The organism is Nonomuraea sp. NPDC050153, assembly GCF_044460125.1.
GTDB lineage: Bacteria > Actinomycetota > Actinomycetes > Streptosporangiales > Streptosporangiaceae > Nonomuraea.
The window spans coordinates 63,177-79,538 of sequence record NZ_JBITJQ010000024.1; the positions used below are offsets into that span (position 1 = coordinate 63,177).

Genomic DNA, 16,362 nt, shown 5'->3' on the forward strand with positions numbered 1-16,362 from the left:
GGCATCCCGTTCCGTGGTGAGGTCGCTCATGCCGCGGGCGCCCAGCGGGTGGCGGCGAAGAGAGCGGCGAGCTGCTCCTTGTCGGCGGCCCGCCAGAACAGCTCGTCCATCAGGATCCGGAAGGAGAGGCTGCCCTGCTCGGAGAGGTCCGGCGCGGCGGCCCGCCTGAAGAGGTCGGCGTGGGTGCCCAGCCGGTCGTGCCGGCCCAGGTTGGGGAGCTCGCCCGTCGTCGCGTTGCGGAACGCCGCCTCGACCACCGCGAGCGACACCTTCACGTGAGACTGGATCACGGCGGCGTCGAGCGAACCGTCGTACATCCGGAACTCGACGTGGTCCTTCGCGGACCCCTTCATGCTCGCCATGTTCACCCCGAAATTGTGGCTGCTGTTGAAATTCCGCACCGGGGCTATCGTCGTGTAGCCCGCCGTGGGCAGCGGGTTGGGGTGGCAGTGCTTCAGGCCCCGGTGGCCCGCCTGCTCCGGATTGTGCCCGAGCCTGTACAACGTGTCGGTGTGATGGCCCGTGTAGTTCAGCACGCTGGTGTAGTTCTCCACGATGTGGTCGTAGTCGTGCGTGCTCACGTGGATGTGCCCGCCGGTCGAGGAGCTGGTCGTGCCGCCGTGCGCGCGGATGATCCCGATGGCGATGTGGAGGTTCTCCCAGGTCGCCGGCTCGTCGTACAGGATGGGCGAGACCAGCTCGCCCTCGACCGTGCCGTCCAGCTCCAGCCTCCACAGACCGCGCCCGCCGTTCTTGCCCGAACGGTAGCCCTGGTCCTGCATGGAGTGGTAGGCGTGCACCTGGGCGTCGCCGGTCAGACCGGCCTTGCGCAGGGCGTGAGCGATGGCCTGCCGGGCCTGGCGGGCGAGGTGCTTCGGCAGGTCGAACTCGATCTCCAGCCCGAACCCGCGCCCGCCGTCACGGGCCCCCAGGGACGCGGTGGCGTTCTCCGTCATGTAGGGGATCATCGCCTCTCCTCTGACGGCGCGTTCCACCGCCTGCTCGTACGCGCGCCGGTAGGCCGCGAAATCCCGCGTGAAAGACACCTCTGGGAGCTCCGGCCAGCGCTGCCACGCCTGTGTGCGGGCCTCCAGCGAGGCGACTCGTTCCTGCTGGGCCATGACCAGCGGGTCGGTGGTGCCGGTCAGGCGCGACAGGGTACGGCTCAGGGCGGGGTGGGCCTGCTGGAAAGCCTGCCGCGCCCGCGCGTGTTCGTGGACCGCGGCCTGCCGGGCGTCCCGGACGGCCGAGGGCGACAGGTCGTGCAGCCCCGGCGGGACGTGCAGCGGGCCCGGCCGCCTGCCGGTGTCCCGGGTCACGGCGTCGAGCACCTGCTGCCGGTCGAGCGGCCCGGAGAGGTCGTGGGTCTGCGGCAGGTCGGTGACCGCCTGCCGCAGCAGCTGCTCGACGGAATGGTCGAAGCCCGCGTCCCGCGCCAGCCGGCGCAGCGGATCGAGCGCCCACATCCGGGACGGCCGCTCGGAGCCGGTGACCTCGGCGAGGCGGGAAAGGACGCGCGCCGCGTCGTCGCTCGGCCGCGTGATGCCGTACTCGTCCGCGATCCGCAGCCCGTCCCAAAGGTGCGGGTCGCGCGCCCGATATTCGGTGATGCGGTCGACGAGGTCCTGGCGGTCGGCCGCCCGAGCCAGGTCGGCTCCTTGCGCCTGCGCGTCCTTGGCCAGGTGGACGAGCTGCTCGACGGATCCTTGCCCGACGTCGCCGGCCAGCCGCTCCAGTGGGCGGGTGTCACCGGGGCGCGCGATGATCTCCTCCATGCGCGCGGCCAGACGCGCCGTCGGGTCGAGGAGATCGGTCAGGGAATACCTTTCGGCGAGCAGCAGCCCGTCCCACAGGTACGGGTCGTCTTGCCAGAACCGCCGCATGGCCTCGTGGAATGCCGCGTCTCCGGTCGTTCCGGCCGGGAGGTAGCCCTTCTCGTGGGCCGCCCGGACGGCCGGGAGCACCTGCCTGGCGTCGCGCAGGCCGTGCCCGTCGAGCACGGGTTTGACGAAGTTCCGGACCTTGGTCGAGGTGACGGGGTCCCCCATCATCCCCAGCAGGAGACCGATCGCGCGTGCTTCGGCGGCGGTCGCGTCGCGGATGGAGAACAGCGACTGGTGCCGGTACCCCGTCCAGCGATAGGAGTCCGCCGCCATGGCTTGCCGGAGAACGCCGGTCAGAGCTGTACGGCCGGCCGCGCCGCCCGGGTTCAGGCCGTACTGCCGGGCGTCGTCGAAAACCGCGACCAGGGCGTCGAGATCGGCGTTCAGGCCGAGTTCGCGCGCAACGTCGTGGAGGGTCCTTCGGGGGTTCGCCTCGCCGAGGGCCCGGCCCATCGATGCCAGGGCGATTGCCGTCGTGTCGCTCTCGTCGATGACGGGCAGCTCTTCCATCAGGCGCCGGCCCTCCGCCAGGAGTTCCCCGTCCGGCACGGCCGGGGGCGGCGGGTCGGTGCGGTCCTGCGGGTTGCTGAGCAGCTGTTCGATCCGGTTCGGCGGGGGGTCCTGGCGCGGGCCGTCCTGACCCGGGGCGTCCTGACTCGGACCGTTGTCGCGCGGGGCGTCCTGGCGCGGGCTGTCGTTGCGCGGGCCGTCGTGGCCGGGGCGGCCGTTGTCCGGCGTCCAGCGATGGACGATCGCCGCGGCTTCGGCGAAGTTCCGCGGTCGCGGGTCCGCAATCGGAGCGAATTCGCCGGTCTCCGGGAAGCTGGGCACCTGGTGGGTCTCCGCCGGGTGCGGTCGCCCCGGGGCGGGAGGCGTGAGAACGCGGTCGAGCTCCGTGCGTACCTCGGGCCAGGCCCGGGCGAGGTCGGGGTGCAGGTTGAGCTGCGGCACCTCGTCCAGCGGCACCCACACGTTGTCGAGGGACTCGTGGGAGGCGGGCCAGACGTCGGCCAGGTGGGAGATCTCGCCGATGACGGTGCTGTACGCCCAGCCACCGTGATCGTCGTGGTGGACTCCCCGCACCTCCACCTCGCCACGGTCCAGCCTGTTCTCCTCGCCGACCTCACGGAAGCCACCGTCGACCGGGTCTTCGCCGGGGCGGAGAGCGCCACCCGGCAGCCCCAGGGTCCCTCCGTGCTGCGTCTCCAGGGAACGGAGCTGCATGAGGACCTGGACCTCACCGCCGGGAGCGCGGTGGAAGAGCAGTAGACCTGCCCCGCCCTTCGTTCCCCAGTGCCGGTGCCCCTGCTCGCACCGGACCCATCCGTCGCCGGGTTTCGAGAGCTGCCAGCCGACTGGAATGTCGGGATACGCCGCGGAGGCGTCGACGTGCGGTGGCCGCAGCACGGTGACCTCGCCGGGCGTGGCGAGCAGGACGAACTCGTTGAGGGGCAGCTGGCCCATTCCCGTCCACGGGGTGGACAGCACTTGGGAGGCCGGGAAGACCCCCGCCATGACCGCCCCGTCCGCCAGCCCGGTGTACCGCTTGGCGACCCCGGGCATGGCGGTCCAGGACTGCAACGGCAGTGCCGGCGGAGCCGGCACGACGTCGCCGTTCGCGGCCTCCGCCAAGCTCGGAACCGGATTGGTGTACGGGTCGAACGTGATCCCCCGGTAGAGCACCAGCTCCTCGATGCCGCGGAGTTCCAGCTCGCGCTGCGTCTCCTCGTACTGCTGCCGGAGGAAGTCGCGCAGGGTGTCCCCGGCGCGGGCCTGGACCTTCCCGGCGGCCTTGGTGTCGTACCTCGTCAGGTCGACGGCCTGGGTCGGCCCGAACTCGTCGAGCGCGGCCAGGTGCAGGGCCAGCAGGTCCGACCGCATCGTCCTGCCGCCTTGTGCCCAGATCTTCATGAGATCCTCGACGGCCAGCCGTCTCGCCGTCTGCTGTGCCTCGGGCGAGTCGAACGGCATCCGGCTGATGATCCGCCGTGGGCCCTCGGCCTCCGGGCCGGGGTTGTCCACGAAGGACCGGAAGGCGCTCCGGTCGACCGCCGTCCAGCTCCTGCTGGTTGTTCCCAGGACGCGGACCTCGCTCTGGACGAGGTCGACGGCGGGGTCGCCGAGCGCCGCCCGCAGATGTCGTTTGCGCCCGACGCCCAGCAGGTCCTTCGTCGAGGACCGCATCGAGTCCATCAGCCGCTCGACCGTGGCGGTGTGGGCGGCCTCCCAGGCGGGACCGCTGATCGGGTCGTACGCGCCGTCCCGGCTGAGCAGGTCCGCCACCCGCCGTGCCACCGGCTCGAACCGGCGCGGGTTGTCCGGCAGCGGGGCGGCCCTGGTGACGGGCACGGCCTCGAGGTCCGTGCGCGCGTGCTGCGGGGAGTCGGGGGCCGGGACCGTCCGGTCCTGGGGCGTCCCCGGAGTCACCTGCGGATCGGCGGGCGGCGGTGTGCCGTCCCCGCGCGCGGCGTCGTCCGTGCGAGCCGGGGGTACGGCGTCGTCCGTGCGAGCCGGGGGTACGGCGTCGTCCGTGCGAGTCGGGGGTACGGAGTCGTCCGCGCGAGCCCGGGACGTGGATTCGTCCGTGTGAGGCGGAAGTGCGGCGTCGTCCGGGCTCGGGTGCCGCGGTCGTTCGTGGGTGGTCGGTGCCGTTTCGGCGGTTCCGGGAGCCGTGCTCTCCTGGCCCTGGCGGTTGTCCTGGTCAACGGCGCCGGCGTCGTCGGGGGTCGGGGTGATGAGCGCCGGGACGGTGGCAGGGAGCAATGACGTGCGCAGCAGGCCGCCCGAAGCCGCGGGCTCGGCTCGCGGGACGGCGGGAGCGGCGTCGCCGAGCGGGGCTCGCGCGGCCGGGAGGTGCTGCTGGGGCCGGGCGAGCGAGCCGCCTGGTTCGGCTCTGTCTCCGGCCGGGCTGTGCAGGAGCACGTCGTGGCGCCGGGTGACCTCACCCACGATCACCTGGCCCGAGTGCTGCTGGGGCAGGTTGGCGCCCGGTTCGGGGGGCTGCCGGTTGATCAGGGCGCCGACGTCGGCGTGCTCCGGCCGAGGGTGGTACTGCGCCAGGGCGGTGGCGTCGTGCGGCACGAGCCGGGGCGAGGGTGGAGACGCGGGCATACCACCGGATGGGGGCGGCGGGTCGGAATCACCGCGTGGAGCCGCCAAAGGTGGCGGGTCGGCGTCATAGCGTGGAGCTGTGAAAGGGGGCGGGTCGGTGCCGGCGCGAGGAGCCGAGACGGGCAGCAGGTCGGAGTCGCCGCGAGGGGGCGAGCCGGTCGGTGCGTCGCCGAGCTCCGCGACCGCCCGCATCGGGAAGTAGCTCGTCCGCGCCGAGGCGGGGACGTCGAGGCCGCCCGCGACGCCGGAGATGAAGGTGTACGCCAGGTGCTTGCCGTCGAGCTGCCCGCTGAGCGCCAGTCCCGGGAGGGCCCCGGCGGTGCCGGCCGTGCCGCCAAGCAGCGCCTGGCCGTACATGCTCTGCGCGATTGCCGCGATCTTGTCGCGTACCGCCAGCTCGGCCTCGGACGCGACGTACACCATGCGCCGGCTCAGCAGCCGTGACAGAGCCGCGTTCGCGCCGGCGAACAGGGCGCCGGTCAGCGCGCCGCTGCCGAACGACATCGCCAGCGACGCGAGGTCGAAGTCCCCCGCCTCGCGATCCCCCCAGATCTGCTGCGCCACCTGCACGCCGAGGTCCAGGCCACCCATGATCCCGGCGAACTTCAGCATGTTGACCAGCACGAGCCGCTTCAGCGTCTGGATGTTCACCTGGGTCAGCAGCGTGTTGTACTGGATCAGCTTGAGTACGGCCGGGCCGTTGACGTAGATCCACACCAGCAGCTTGACGATCATCGCGCCGAGCAGCGCGAGCGAGGCGTAGATCATCCACTCGGTGTGCTGCATCCGCACGCCGTGCTCGCGCAGGGCCGCCGCCTCCTTCCGGAGCGCCTTCTCCAGGAGGTCGATCAGCGTCTCGTCCGAAGGGGAGCCGTCGGCCTCCGGCTGTCCGCCGAGCACCTTGAACACCTGCTCGAAGGTCTCCTTGGCGGCCCCCTGCCAGGCGTAGCCGCGCAGCAACCGCACGACCGCGGCGGCGTCGTCCGACTTGATCTTGGCCAGGAGGTCCGCCAGGTCCTCCAGCGTCTGCGCCGAGGCGATGGCCCCGTCGATGTCGGTCTCGGGGAACGCGCCGCCCGTCAGCGGCAGCGCCAGCGGCTTCACAACCTCGGGCACCAGGTTGAGATCGAGCCCCATCAGGCGGTGTCAGCTTTCATGGCCGAAGGTCGTGACCGGCGGGGGCTGATCACCGCGACTCTGGCGTGCCGGGCTTCGGCAGGAACGACTCGAAGTCCGTGCCCTCGCCGAAGAGGTCCTCGAACGGAAGATCCGGCACGCCGAAGGGCTCCATCAGCTCCTTCATCTCGGCGGACACCTGTCTGGTCGCCCGCCCGATCTGCTCGACGATCGAGGCGGACAGCTCCGACGGGGACAGCTTGCGGTAGACCCGCGGGTCGAACTCGATGGTCCGCACCTCGCCACGGGGGCCGACGGTCACGGTCACCATGCCGTCCTTGGACCTGGCCGTCGCCGCCAGCTCCCGCACCTTCTCCTGCATCTGCTTGAGCTGTTCGGTCTGCTGGTTGACCTCCTGGACGAGCTGCTCCAACAGCCGCCAGGGCTCGTCCATCGTCATCTGTGTCCCTCACATCCGGCCACACAAGCATCAAAGATCACAGCAGCACCATTCTCGCCCGATTTTTCGTAAATATCGACATGAAGTGCCAATGTCCCCGCGTGCCCGCTAGGCTCGCCAGCCGTGGGGTTCGACGGCGTCGTCTACAGCAAGAGCCAGCTGCACCGGCTGGCGAGCGTGGCGGACGGCATGGCCGGTGACGTGTCCGACGTCCACACCCGGTCCGAGGCGGCGTCGAGCGAGGCCCGCGCCTCCCTCGGCGACGACGACTACGGCCGCGCGTACTGGCAGGCCCACGGCCAGCGGTTGGAGAGCATCGGCCGGGGGCTCGAACTGCTCGCGGCCGCGCTCCGGGAGCAGGAGAACCGGCTTCACCTGGCGTCGAAGACGTACAAGGCGGGCGAGGACGCCGGCACCCTCCGCACCTGAGCCCGGCGAGGTGACGCCCTCCCCGACGTCGCCGCGACCGGCCGCGCGGAAAGGCGGAGTCCGCCGGTCCTGCTCGTGCACCTCAGGCCCGGGGGAAACGCGTCTCCAAGGCCGGGGTGACGGCGCAGTGATGGCGGGGTGACGGCCGGGTTATGGCCGGGCCCGACACTACCGGCAGAGGCTCTGCGGCTACGGGACGAGGAAGGCCGATGGCGACGAGATTCACCTATCCCGGTGTCTACCTTGAGGAGATCGAGAGCGCGGTCCGGCCGATCGTCGGCGTCGACACGTCCGTGGCGGCGTTCGTCGGCCTGGCGCTGGAGGGACCGCGCACCCCGACGACGGTCAACAGCTGGTCCGACTACGACAGCACCTTCGGCGGGCTGTGGACCGGCAGCGAGCTGAGTTACGCGGTCTACCAGTTCTTCCTCAACGGCGGCGCCAAGGCGATCGTCGTACGGGTCGGCGCCGACGTCCAGTACGCCACCATCGACCTCGGCGACAACATCAAGCTGCAGGCCAGGGCCACGGGCACGGCAGGCAACACGCTGACGGCGACCGTCAAGCACGACCCCGCCGACAACAAGCGCTACACCCTGACGATCAAGGTCTCCGGCAAGGCGACCGAGACGTACGAGATCTCCATCGACCCGGCCCTGCGCGGCAGGTGGCTGGACCGGGCGCTGGAGACCTCCAGGCTGGTCGGGCCGGCCGCCGGCAGCCCGGTCGACAGGCGGCCGCCCGAAGGGGACAAGGCCGTCACCGCGGCGGCCGACGTGACGCTCAACACCACCGACGTGATCGGTGACCCGGTCCGGCGCACCGGCATGCAGGCCCTGCTCGACGTGCCGATCTTCAACCTGCTGGTGATCCCGCCGCAGCTCGCGGCCCCCGCCTCCGGGTCCCCCGACGACCGGGACGCCCGATGGGCGCCGGTGATCGACGCGGCGGCCAGGCTGTGCGTGGACCGCAGGGCGATGTTGCTGCTCGACCCGCCCTTCGCCTGGACCAGCGTCGCCGCCGCGACGTCGGGCGCGGGCGCGGGGCTGCCGGTGACCGGCGTCGCCGGGCGCAACGCGGCCGTCTTCTTCCCTCGTCTCACGATCTCCGACCCGGAGGGCGGCCCCGACCTGACCGTGGGGCCCATCGGCACCGTGGCCGGGGTGTTCGCCCGTACCGACACGCTGCGCGGGGTGTGGAAGGCGCCGGCGGGGGTGGACGCGGCGCTGGCGGGCGTGCGTTCGGCGACCGTGACGCTCACCGACGCCGAGAACGGCGGCCTCAACCCGCTGGGCGTCAACTGCCTGCGCACGTTCCCCGTCTACTCGCACGTGCTGTGGGGGACGCGGACCTGCCGGGGCAACGACGAGGTGGGCGACCCGTGGAAGTACGTCCCGGTCCGCCGGCTCGCCCTGTTCATCGAGGAGACGCTGTTCCGCGCCACCAAGTGGGTGGTGTTCGAGCCCAACGACGAGCCGCTGTGGGCCTCCATCCGGCTGAACGTCGGCGCCTTCATGGACGGCCTGTTCCGTCAGGGCGCCTTCCAGGGCAGGACCGCCCGGGAGGCGTACTTCGTCAAGTGCGACAGGGAGAACAACCCGCAGGCCGACATCGACGTCGGCGTCGTCAACGTGGACGTCGGCTTCCAGCCGCTGAAACCCGCCGAGTTCGTGCGCATCCGGATCCAGCAGAAGCGTCCCGACGCCTGACGATCGGCCAGTCCCTAGGAGCGACATGGTTCAGTTCTCCGTCAACACCACTCGCCTGGACCCGTACAAGAACTTCAAGTTCCGGGTGAAGTGGGACAACAAGTACGTCGCCGGGATCAGCAAGGTCAGCGCCCTGCGCCGGACCACGGAGGTGGTCGAGCACCGCGACGGCGGCGACCACTCCAGCTCGCGCAAGTCGCCGGGCCGCACCAAGTACGAGCCGATCACGCTGGAGCGCGGCGTCACCCACGACCCCGAGTTCGAGCTGTGGGCCAACAAGGTGTGGAACTACGCCAACGCCCAGGCGGGCCCCGACCAGCGGGACCGCGAGGTGGCGCTGGCCTCCTTCAGGAAGGACCTCGTCATCGAGGTCTACAACGAGGCGGGCCAGAAGGTGCTGGCGTACCAGGTCTTCCGCTGCTGGGTGTCGGAGTTCCAGGCGCTGCCCGACCTCGACGCCAACGCCAACGCCATCGCGATCCAGCACCTGAAGCTGGAGAACGAGGGATGGGTGCGCGACCTGAGCGTCACCGAGCCCACCGAGCAGGACTCCTGAGGAGCGGTCCGGTGACAGTGGTGGCCGGTGCTGCTGAGCTGCTCGACGCGTGGGAGGCGGGCTGGGACCGCACGCCGCTGGAGCGGGGCCTCGCCCTGCTCGCGGCCGGTACGGGCCGCTCCCCGGGCGAGCTGGCCCGCCTGACCATCGGGCAGCGCGACCGGGCCCTGTTCGAGCTGCGCGCCGCGCTGTTCGGCTCCAGCCTGGACGGCGTGTCCACGTGCCCGGAGTGCGGCACGGACGTGGAGGTCTCCTTCGACCAGGAGCAACTGCTCGACCCGCCGTCCTCGGCGCCGTGCCGGCTGCCCACCAGCGCCGACGTCGCCGCCGCGCTGTCCGATCGGGACCCGTGCGAAGCCCTCGTCGGCCGCTGCTCCGGAGCGGACCCCGAGGAGACGGCCGCGACCTGGGCCGCCGCCGACCCGTTGCTGGACGTCGAGCTGTGCCTGTCGTGCCCCGACTGCGGCCGGGAGTGGGCGGAGTCCTTCGACATCGTCAGCTACCTGTGGACGGAGCTGGACGGCTGGTGCCGCAGGACCCTGCTGGAGGTGCACGACCTGGCCGCCGCCTACGGCTGGACCGAACCGCAGGTTCTCGCGCTGAGCGCCTGGCGGCGGCAGTGCTACCTGGGGCTGGTGAGATCATGAGCGGCCTGGTCCAGCGGCTGATCACCCGCAGCCGCGAACCGGTGACCGGCATCCGCCCCCGCCCGGCCGCGCTGTTCGAGGACCACGCGCCGGCGAGCCGCGCCCAGGCCGAGCCGCCCGCCTTCTTCGACGCGCCGGACCACCCCGCTGCCGCCCGGCCGCCCGGACTCCCCGTGACCAGGCAGCAGGCGCTCCGGCGGCCGGTGGCGGAGGAGACTGCGGTGTACGAGGAGCCTGGGATCGAGAGGGAACGCTCCCCGCGCGCCCCCGGAGCGGCCGACAGCGTTCCACCGGCCGAGCCGCCGCCCGTGACCCGGGCCGGCGCGCCGGGGCATCCCGCCGTCGCGGCGGTCCGGACCTCGCCCGCCGAGCGCCGCGCCGCCGCCCCGCCGCAGGTCCTCGCGAGCAAGCCCGACCTCCCGCTCCCCGCCGTCGCCGAGGCCGGGCGCGCCGTCGCGGGCACACCGCTGCTGCGGGTCCCGGCGGCTCCCGTGCTCGCCGCGCCTGCGCGGACTCCGCGTGGCCAGGCCGCGCAGGACGCCCCCGCGCCCCCGGTGGTCGAGATCTCGATCGGGCGGCTCGAAGTACGCGCCCCGCAGACCCCGGCCGCCCCGCAGGCCAAGCCGCCGCGCAAGGACCACACCTCGGTGCTCCAGGCGTACCTGCGCAGGCGGAGCAGGGGAGAGCTGGCATGAGCGAGCGAAGCGAGCGACCAATCGAACACAGCCAACTGTTGCTCATGCGGCCGACGAAGGAGGGCGCGTGAGCAATTCCCTTGCCATCGCCGCCGTGACCGCCGCGCTGCGCGCCAGGATCTTCAACCGGCTCGGCGGGCCGCAGGTGACGATCGTGCCGCCGGACCGCGCGCCGGACGAGGTCAACGGCGACCACGTGAACCTGTTCCTGTACCGCACCGACATGCACCCCTCCTTCCGCAACGCCGACCCGCCGGGCACACCGCCCGGGGAGTCGCCCGGGCCGCTGCTCCCGCTGGTGCTGCACTACCTGCTGGCCGCCTACAGCAACGACGAGGGCACCGCCCACCAGTTGCTGGGCGCCGCGATGCTGGCGCTGCACGACAGCCCGATCCTGCCGGGCGAGGAGATCCGGGCCGCCACGGCGATCCCGCTGGCCGGCAGCGACCTGCACCTGCAGCTCGAACGCGTGAAGGTCAGCTTCGAGTCGCTGAGCCAGGACGACATCGCCAAGATGTGGACCGCGTTCGCCACGCCGTACCGGGTCTCGGCGTCGTACCAGGTCTCGACGGTGCTCATCGACAACCCCGCGCCCGGCGCCGCGCCGCTGCCCGTGCTGAAGCGCGGCCTCGACGGCCGGTCCCCGGTCGCCCAGCCGGACGCCGCCTCGCCCTTCCCCGCGATCACCGGCATCCGCTACGGCGTGCCGGGCAGCCCGGGGGCGCTGCCCGGCGAGACCGTCACGCTGACCGTCCGCAACCTCCCCGCGGGCGCCGTCGTGGCCCACCTGCGTCACCTGCGGGTGCCGGCCACGGCCGAGGTCCGGATCCCCGCTCCGGGCGCCGCCGAGGTCGCGGTCGCGCTGCCCGCCGCGGGGCTGCCCGCGGGGCCGTGGGCGATCTCCCTGACGCCCGCGTCCGGTGGGGCGCCCACCAACGAGGTCCCCCTGGCGGTCGCCCCCGAGATCGTGGCCCTCGCCGCCGCCCCGGCAGGCGGCAACCCGCTCAGGACCACGGTGACCGCCACCGTCGCCCATCCGGTGCTGGTCGGCCAGCAGGCGGCCGTCCTCGTGGGCGGCCTGCACCTGCCGGTGCCCCTGCTGAGCGCCGGCACCGGCACGCTTGCGGTCACCGCCGCGATCCCGCCGGGCACCCACAAGGTCCGCGTCCGCGTGGACGGCGTCGACACCGACATCGTGGACCGCACCACCGGCGCCTTCAAGACCGGCCCCACGGCGGAGGTGGTGATCCCGTGACCGACGCCCTCGCCTGGGAGCAGGCCAACGGCGCGTACCTGAAGGCGTCCCTGGCCTGGCTGGCCGCCCGCCTCACCGCCCTCCAGCCCCCGAGCCCTCCGCCCACCCCTGCCGCGGAGTCGTCCGGGGCGAAGTCGTCCGGATCGAGGAGGGGGTGGCGCAGATCCCGCGACCGCGCCGCCGAAGCACCTCCCACCGGCGGCCCGGCGGCGAGAGACGCCGCGGCGCCGGACGCGTGGAAGAGCGCGGCGCAGGCGACGACGGACGCGCGAAGGGGCGCGGCGCAGGCGGCGGTGCGGGAGGCGTCGGCGGCGGCTCGGGAGGCCGCGGCGCGAGCGATGGCGGACCTCGGGGCGCCCGCCTTGGTGCAGATCGCGGAGCGCCTGGGCCTGAGCGACTTCGAACGGGACGTGCTCCTGCTGTGCGCCGCGCCCGCGATCGACCCCGGCACCAGCGCGCTGATCGCCGCTGCCCAGGGAGACCCCGAGCCCACCTTCGCCCTGGCCCTGCGCCTGTTCGACGACGCCCGCTGGGACGTGCTCTCGCCCGAACGCGGCCTGCGGTTCTGGCGGCTGGTGGAGCCCGTGGGCGCGGGAGCCCGGCCGCTGGCCGCAGTGCCGCTCCGGGCCGACGACCGGATCGTCGACCTGATCAGAGGGCTCAACCGGCTCGACGAACGGCTGACGGGGCTGGTCGAGCACCGCCCCGACCCGGCGCCGGGCCTCGGCCTGCCCGTCTCGTCGCAGGCCGCGGCGGATGCCCTGGTCGGCGCGGCGTTGACCGGCACGCCCGACGGGCGGCTCCCGGTGATCCAGCTGCTCGGCGGCGACGAACCGAGCTGCGAACTGGTCGCCGTACGGGCCATGGCGCTGCTCAACCGCGAGCTGTACCACCTGCCGGTCGGCGCGCTCGTGGCGGCGGGGGCGGACCAGGACCTGGTGGCCAGGCTCTGGCAGCGCGAGAGCCTGCTGCTGCCGATGGCCCTGCTGCTCGACGCCGTGGACGCCGACCTGGGCGACCCCGCCACGGCCGCCGCGCTGCGGCGCTTCCTGTCCCAGGTCGGCGGGCTCGTGCTGCTGGCCACGCGCGAGGTGTGGCCGGTCACCGACCGGGCCACCTCCGTGGTCGACGTCACCCGGCCGACCCTCGCCGAGCAGGCCGAGCTGTGGGCGGCCGCGACCGGGCTGCCCCTGGAGGGCGCGCCGCGCGCGCTGGCCGGCCAGTTCCGGCTGAGCGTGCCCGCCGTCCACCGCATCGCCACCGCCCTGCGGCCCGTGCTCGACGCCCCCGACGGGCGGGCGCGCCTGTGGGCGGCCTGCCGCGCCTCGGCCAGGCCGAGGCTGGAGGCCCTGGCCCGGCGGACCGTGCCGCAGGCCAGGTGGGACGACCTGGTGCTGCCCGCGGAGCAGACGGATCAGCTGCGCGGGCTCGTCGCGCAGGTGCGCCACCGCGCCACGGTCATGTCCGCCTGGGGGTACGGGGAGCGCAGGGCCCGCGGCAACGGGGTCACCGCGCTGTTCAGCGGCCCCAGCGGGACGGGCAAGACCTTCGCCGCCGAGGTGCTCGCCCACGAACTCGGCCAGGACCTCTACCGCGTCGACCTGTCGGCCGTGGTCAACAAGTACATCGGCGAGACCGAGAAGAACCTGCGCCGGGTCTTCGACGCGGCGGAGGACGGCGGCGCGCTGCTGCTGTTCGACGAGGCCGACGCGCTGTTCGGGCGGCGCAGCGAGGTGCGTGACAGCCACGACCGCTACGCCAACATCGAGGTCAGCTACCTGCTCCAGCGGATGGAGGCCTACGAGGGGGTGGCGGTGCTGGCCACCAACCTGCGCGCCGCGCTGGACCCGGCCTTCCTGCGGCGGCTGCGGTTCGTCGTCGACTTCCCGCTGCCGGCGCTGGAGGAGCGCAGGCGGCTGTGGTCGGCCGCCTTCCCCACGGGCGTGCCGCTCGGCGACCTCGATCTCGACGCGCTCGTGGACCTGCCGGTCACGGGCGCCGCCGTACAGGCGATCGCGCTCGGCGCCGCGTTCCTCGCCGCGGACGCCGGCGCGCCCGTCGACACCGCGGCGGTGCTCACCGCGGCGCGCACGGAGTTCCGCAAACTGGGCCTGCCGCTGACGGTCCCGCACCCCGAGCGGGTGGGCCGGTGACGCGCGTCGTGCTGCACATCGACAGAGTCGTGCTGGACTCGGCGGGACCCTCCCGGCAGGAGCTCATCGACGCCCTGGCCGAGGCCGTACGGCGGGACCTGGCCGGCGGACCCGCGCAGCCCGCCCCGAAGCCGGCGCGGCGGCGGCGCATGAGCGTGGACGCCGCCGACGGCTCCACTCCCGGGCTGGCGCGGGCCGTCGTCGCCGGGATCCACGGAACGGCGGAAGGCGGTCAGCGGTGAGCGCGCAGTTCGCACCGGGGACGCCCGTGGTGCCGAGGGGCGGGCTCGTCCTGCTCGATCCCGCCGACGGCACGGTGCTCAGGGTCATCACCCTGCAGTACAACCCGGACACCATCACCCGCACGCTCCAGCCCCAGGGCGTGGGCGCCGAGCCCGGTGATCGCAGCGAGGCGCTGCGGCTGCGCGGGCCCGCGCACGAGACCATCAGGCTCGAAGCGGAACTCGACGCGACGATGCAGCTCGAAGACCCCTTCGCACCGGGCAACGACGCCGTCGCCGCGCACGGCCTGCTGCCCGTCCTCGCCACGCTGGACCTGCTGGTGAACCCGACGGCCGGCGCCCTGCTCGCGCAGGACGAGGCGGCCCGGGGCGGCGCGTTCGAGATCGTCCCCGCCGAGTCGCCGCTGACGGTCTTCGTGTGGAGCCGCGACCGGGTGGTGCCGGTCAGGCTCACCGAGTTCACCGTCACGGAGGAGGCCTTCGACTCCAACCTCAACCCGATCAGGGCCAAGGTGTCGCTGTCGCTGCGCATCCTCACCGTCGACGACCTGGGGTTCACCCACCGGGGGAGCGGCCTGTTCATCGGCCACCAGCGGCGCCGCGAGCAGCTCGCCGCGCTGCACCCGTCCGACCAGCTGCGCGCCCTCGGACTCGACGGCCCGCCAGGAGGCACCTGATGTTCACCGCGACCAGCCGCTACCACGGGATCGAGATCGCGATCCACCGGCCGGAGGACGGGGAGCCGATCCCGTACGTCCGCCGCAGGTTCCTGCCGGACCGGCGCACGCTCACGGTGATCGCCGTGCACGTGGTGCGCGACGGCGACCGGCTGGACCGGATCGCCGCGCTGCACCTCGACGACCCCGAGCGCTTCTGGCAGATCGCGGACGCCAACCCGGTGCTCGACCCCGCCGACCTCACCGCCCGCCCGGGACGGCGGCTGGAGGTCGCGCTGCCCACCGCGACCACCGGGAGCCCGCATGGCTTCTGAGATGCTGGTGTCGCTCAGGCTCGGCGCGGTGCTGGCCGAGCAGGTGCCGCGCGAGGTCGCGGATGCGCTGCTGTCGGTGCAGGTGAGCGAGGGCGTGGGGCAGCCGGGCGGGTTCCGGCTGTCGTTCGGCATGGGCAAGCGGTCGCTGCTCTACCGCGAGCTGCTGCCCTCGGGGGCGCTCGACCCGCCGGCCAGGGCGCAGATCGTCGTGACGATCAGGGGCCAGGCCACCGTGCTGATGGACGGCGTCGTCACCCGGCACGAGGTGACGCCGTCCGCCGAACCCGGCCAGGCGCGGCTCACGCTCACCGGCGAGGACGTCTCCCGGATGATGGACGTGATCGACTTCACCGGCGTGCCGTACGTGGGCCTGCCGCCGGAGGCGCGGGTCGCGCTGATCTGCGCCAAATATCCGATGTACGGGCTCGTCCCGAAGATCGTGCCGAGCGTCAAGCTGATCACCCCGAACCCGCTGGAGTCCGTTCCCGCCCAGCAGGGCACCGACCTGGCCTACGTCAAGGCGCTCGCGGCGCAGGTCGGCTACCACTTCTACGTCGAGCCGGGGCCGGTCCCCGGCGTCAACTTCGCGTACTGGGGCCCGCTGGTCAAGGCCGGATCGCCGCAGCCCACCCTGTGGGCCAACGCCGACGCGACCACGAACGTCGAGACGCTGACGTTCACGTTCGACGGGTTCTCCGCGACGCAGTACGTGGCGCTGATCCAGGAGCCTGTCACCAAGTTCCCCATCCCCATCCCGATCCCGGACGTCACCCCGGTGAACCCGCCGATGGGCGCCCGCAAGCCGCTGCCGCTGAAGGCGTCGGTGATCAGGGGTCTGGCCAAGCTGTCCCCCCTGCAGGCCGCGGGGGTCGCGCTGGCCAGGGCCGCCGACGGCTACGAGGTCGTCAGCGGGCAGGGCACGCTCGACGTGCTGCGCTACGGCCGGCCGCTGCGTGCCCGCCGTCCCGTCACCGTGCGCGGCGCGAGCCTCGGCTACGACGGCACGTACTTCGTCAAGAGCGTCACCCACGACATCAAGCGCGGCGGATACACCCAGCAGTTCACCCTGACCCGCAACGCGTTCCTGCCCCTGCCACAAGGCCCCCTGTCCTAAG

At 73.0% G+C, this 16,362-nt stretch carries 13 protein-coding genes; 11 read left to right on the forward strand and 2 right to left on the reverse strand.

The features are described 5' to 3' along the window. Positions 1 to 26: 26 nt before the first annotated feature. Together ACIBQ1_RS41315 and ACIBQ1_RS41320 are read right to left on the reverse strand one after the other, a co-directional pair. Positions 27 to 6,131 (reverse strand): NUDIX domain-containing protein, encoded by a 6,105-nt coding sequence (locus ACIBQ1_RS41315; RefSeq protein WP_397285773.1) that lies wholly within the window; start codon positions 6,129 to 6,131, stop codon positions 27 to 29. 49 nt (positions 6,132 to 6,180) lie between these two features. Continuing rightward, entirely contained in the window at positions 6,181 to 6,570 is a 390-nt protein-coding gene (locus ACIBQ1_RS41320) for a YbaB/EbfC family nucleoid-associated protein (RefSeq protein ID WP_397285775.1), read from the reverse strand. A 123-nt stretch (positions 6,571 to 6,693) separates the two neighbouring features. Here ACIBQ1_RS41320 and ACIBQ1_RS41325 point away from each other — a divergent pair, with 123 nt between their 5' ends. The 11 genes from ACIBQ1_RS41325 (at position 6,694) to ACIBQ1_RS41375 (ending at position 16,361) form a co-directional block, all read left to right on the forward strand. Next, on the forward strand, positions 6,694 to 6,999 hold the full coding sequence (locus ACIBQ1_RS41325; protein WP_397285777.1) for a hypothetical protein: 306 nt from the start codon (positions 6,694 to 6,696) through the stop codon (positions 6,997 to 6,999). 209 nt (positions 7,000 to 7,208) lie between these two features. After that, the gene (locus ACIBQ1_RS41330; protein WP_397285779.1) at positions 7,209 to 8,708 is read left to right on the forward strand and encodes a phage tail sheath family protein; all 1,500 of its coding nucleotides are present in this window, start codon (positions 7,209 to 7,211) and stop codon (positions 8,706 to 8,708) included. Positions 8,709 to 8,733: 25 nt separating this feature from the next. Beyond that, positions 8,734 to 9,264 carry a phage tail protein gene (locus tag ACIBQ1_RS41335; protein WP_397285780.1) on the forward strand — a complete coding sequence of 177 codons (531 nt, stop codon included), beginning with the start codon at positions 8,734 to 8,736 and terminating at the stop codon, positions 9,262 to 9,264. An 11-nt stretch (positions 9,265 to 9,275) separates the two neighbouring features. Continuing rightward, positions 9,276 to 9,911, forward strand: coding sequence for a hypothetical protein (locus tag ACIBQ1_RS41340; protein WP_397285781.1), 636 nt, complete (start codon positions 9,276 to 9,278; stop codon positions 9,909 to 9,911). Next, on the forward strand, positions 9,908 to 10,606 hold the full coding sequence (locus ACIBQ1_RS41345; RefSeq protein WP_397285783.1) for a hypothetical protein: 699 nt from the start codon (positions 9,908 to 9,910) through the stop codon (positions 10,604 to 10,606). Before ACIBQ1_RS41340 ends, ACIBQ1_RS41345 begins: the two co-directional genes overlap by 4 nt. Before the next feature lie 67 nt (positions 10,607 to 10,673). Continuing rightward, a complete protein-coding gene (locus ACIBQ1_RS41350; RefSeq protein WP_397285785.1) occupies positions 10,674 to 11,861 on the forward strand; it encodes a DUF4255 domain-containing protein in 1,188 nt (395 codons plus the stop codon). Beyond that, a complete protein-coding gene (locus ACIBQ1_RS41355; RefSeq protein WP_397285787.1) occupies positions 11,858 to 14,014 on the forward strand; it encodes an ATP-binding protein in 2,157 nt (718 codons plus the stop codon). Before ACIBQ1_RS41350 ends, ACIBQ1_RS41355 begins: the two co-directional genes overlap by 4 nt. Then, positions 14,011 to 14,256 (forward strand): hypothetical protein, encoded by a 246-nt coding sequence (locus ACIBQ1_RS41360; protein ID WP_397285788.1) that lies wholly within the window; start codon positions 14,011 to 14,013, stop codon positions 14,254 to 14,256. Before ACIBQ1_RS41355 ends, ACIBQ1_RS41360 begins: the two co-directional genes overlap by 4 nt. Continuing rightward, positions 14,253 to 14,933 (forward strand): hypothetical protein, encoded by a 681-nt coding sequence (locus tag ACIBQ1_RS41365; RefSeq protein ID WP_397285789.1) that lies wholly within the window; start codon positions 14,253 to 14,255, stop codon positions 14,931 to 14,933. Before ACIBQ1_RS41360 ends, ACIBQ1_RS41365 begins: the two co-directional genes overlap by 4 nt. After that, entirely contained in the window at positions 14,933 to 15,247 is a 315-nt protein-coding gene (locus tag ACIBQ1_RS41370; RefSeq protein ID WP_397285791.1) for a LysM domain-containing protein, read from the forward strand. The genes ACIBQ1_RS41365 and ACIBQ1_RS41370 overlap by 1 nt, the downstream gene beginning before the upstream one ends. Next, the gene (locus ACIBQ1_RS41375) at positions 15,237 to 16,361 is read left to right on the forward strand and encodes a hypothetical protein (RefSeq protein ID WP_397285793.1); all 1,125 of its coding nucleotides are present in this window, start codon (positions 15,237 to 15,239) and stop codon (positions 16,359 to 16,361) included. Before ACIBQ1_RS41370 ends, ACIBQ1_RS41375 begins: the two co-directional genes overlap by 11 nt. Position 16,362 lies beyond the last annotated feature (1 nt).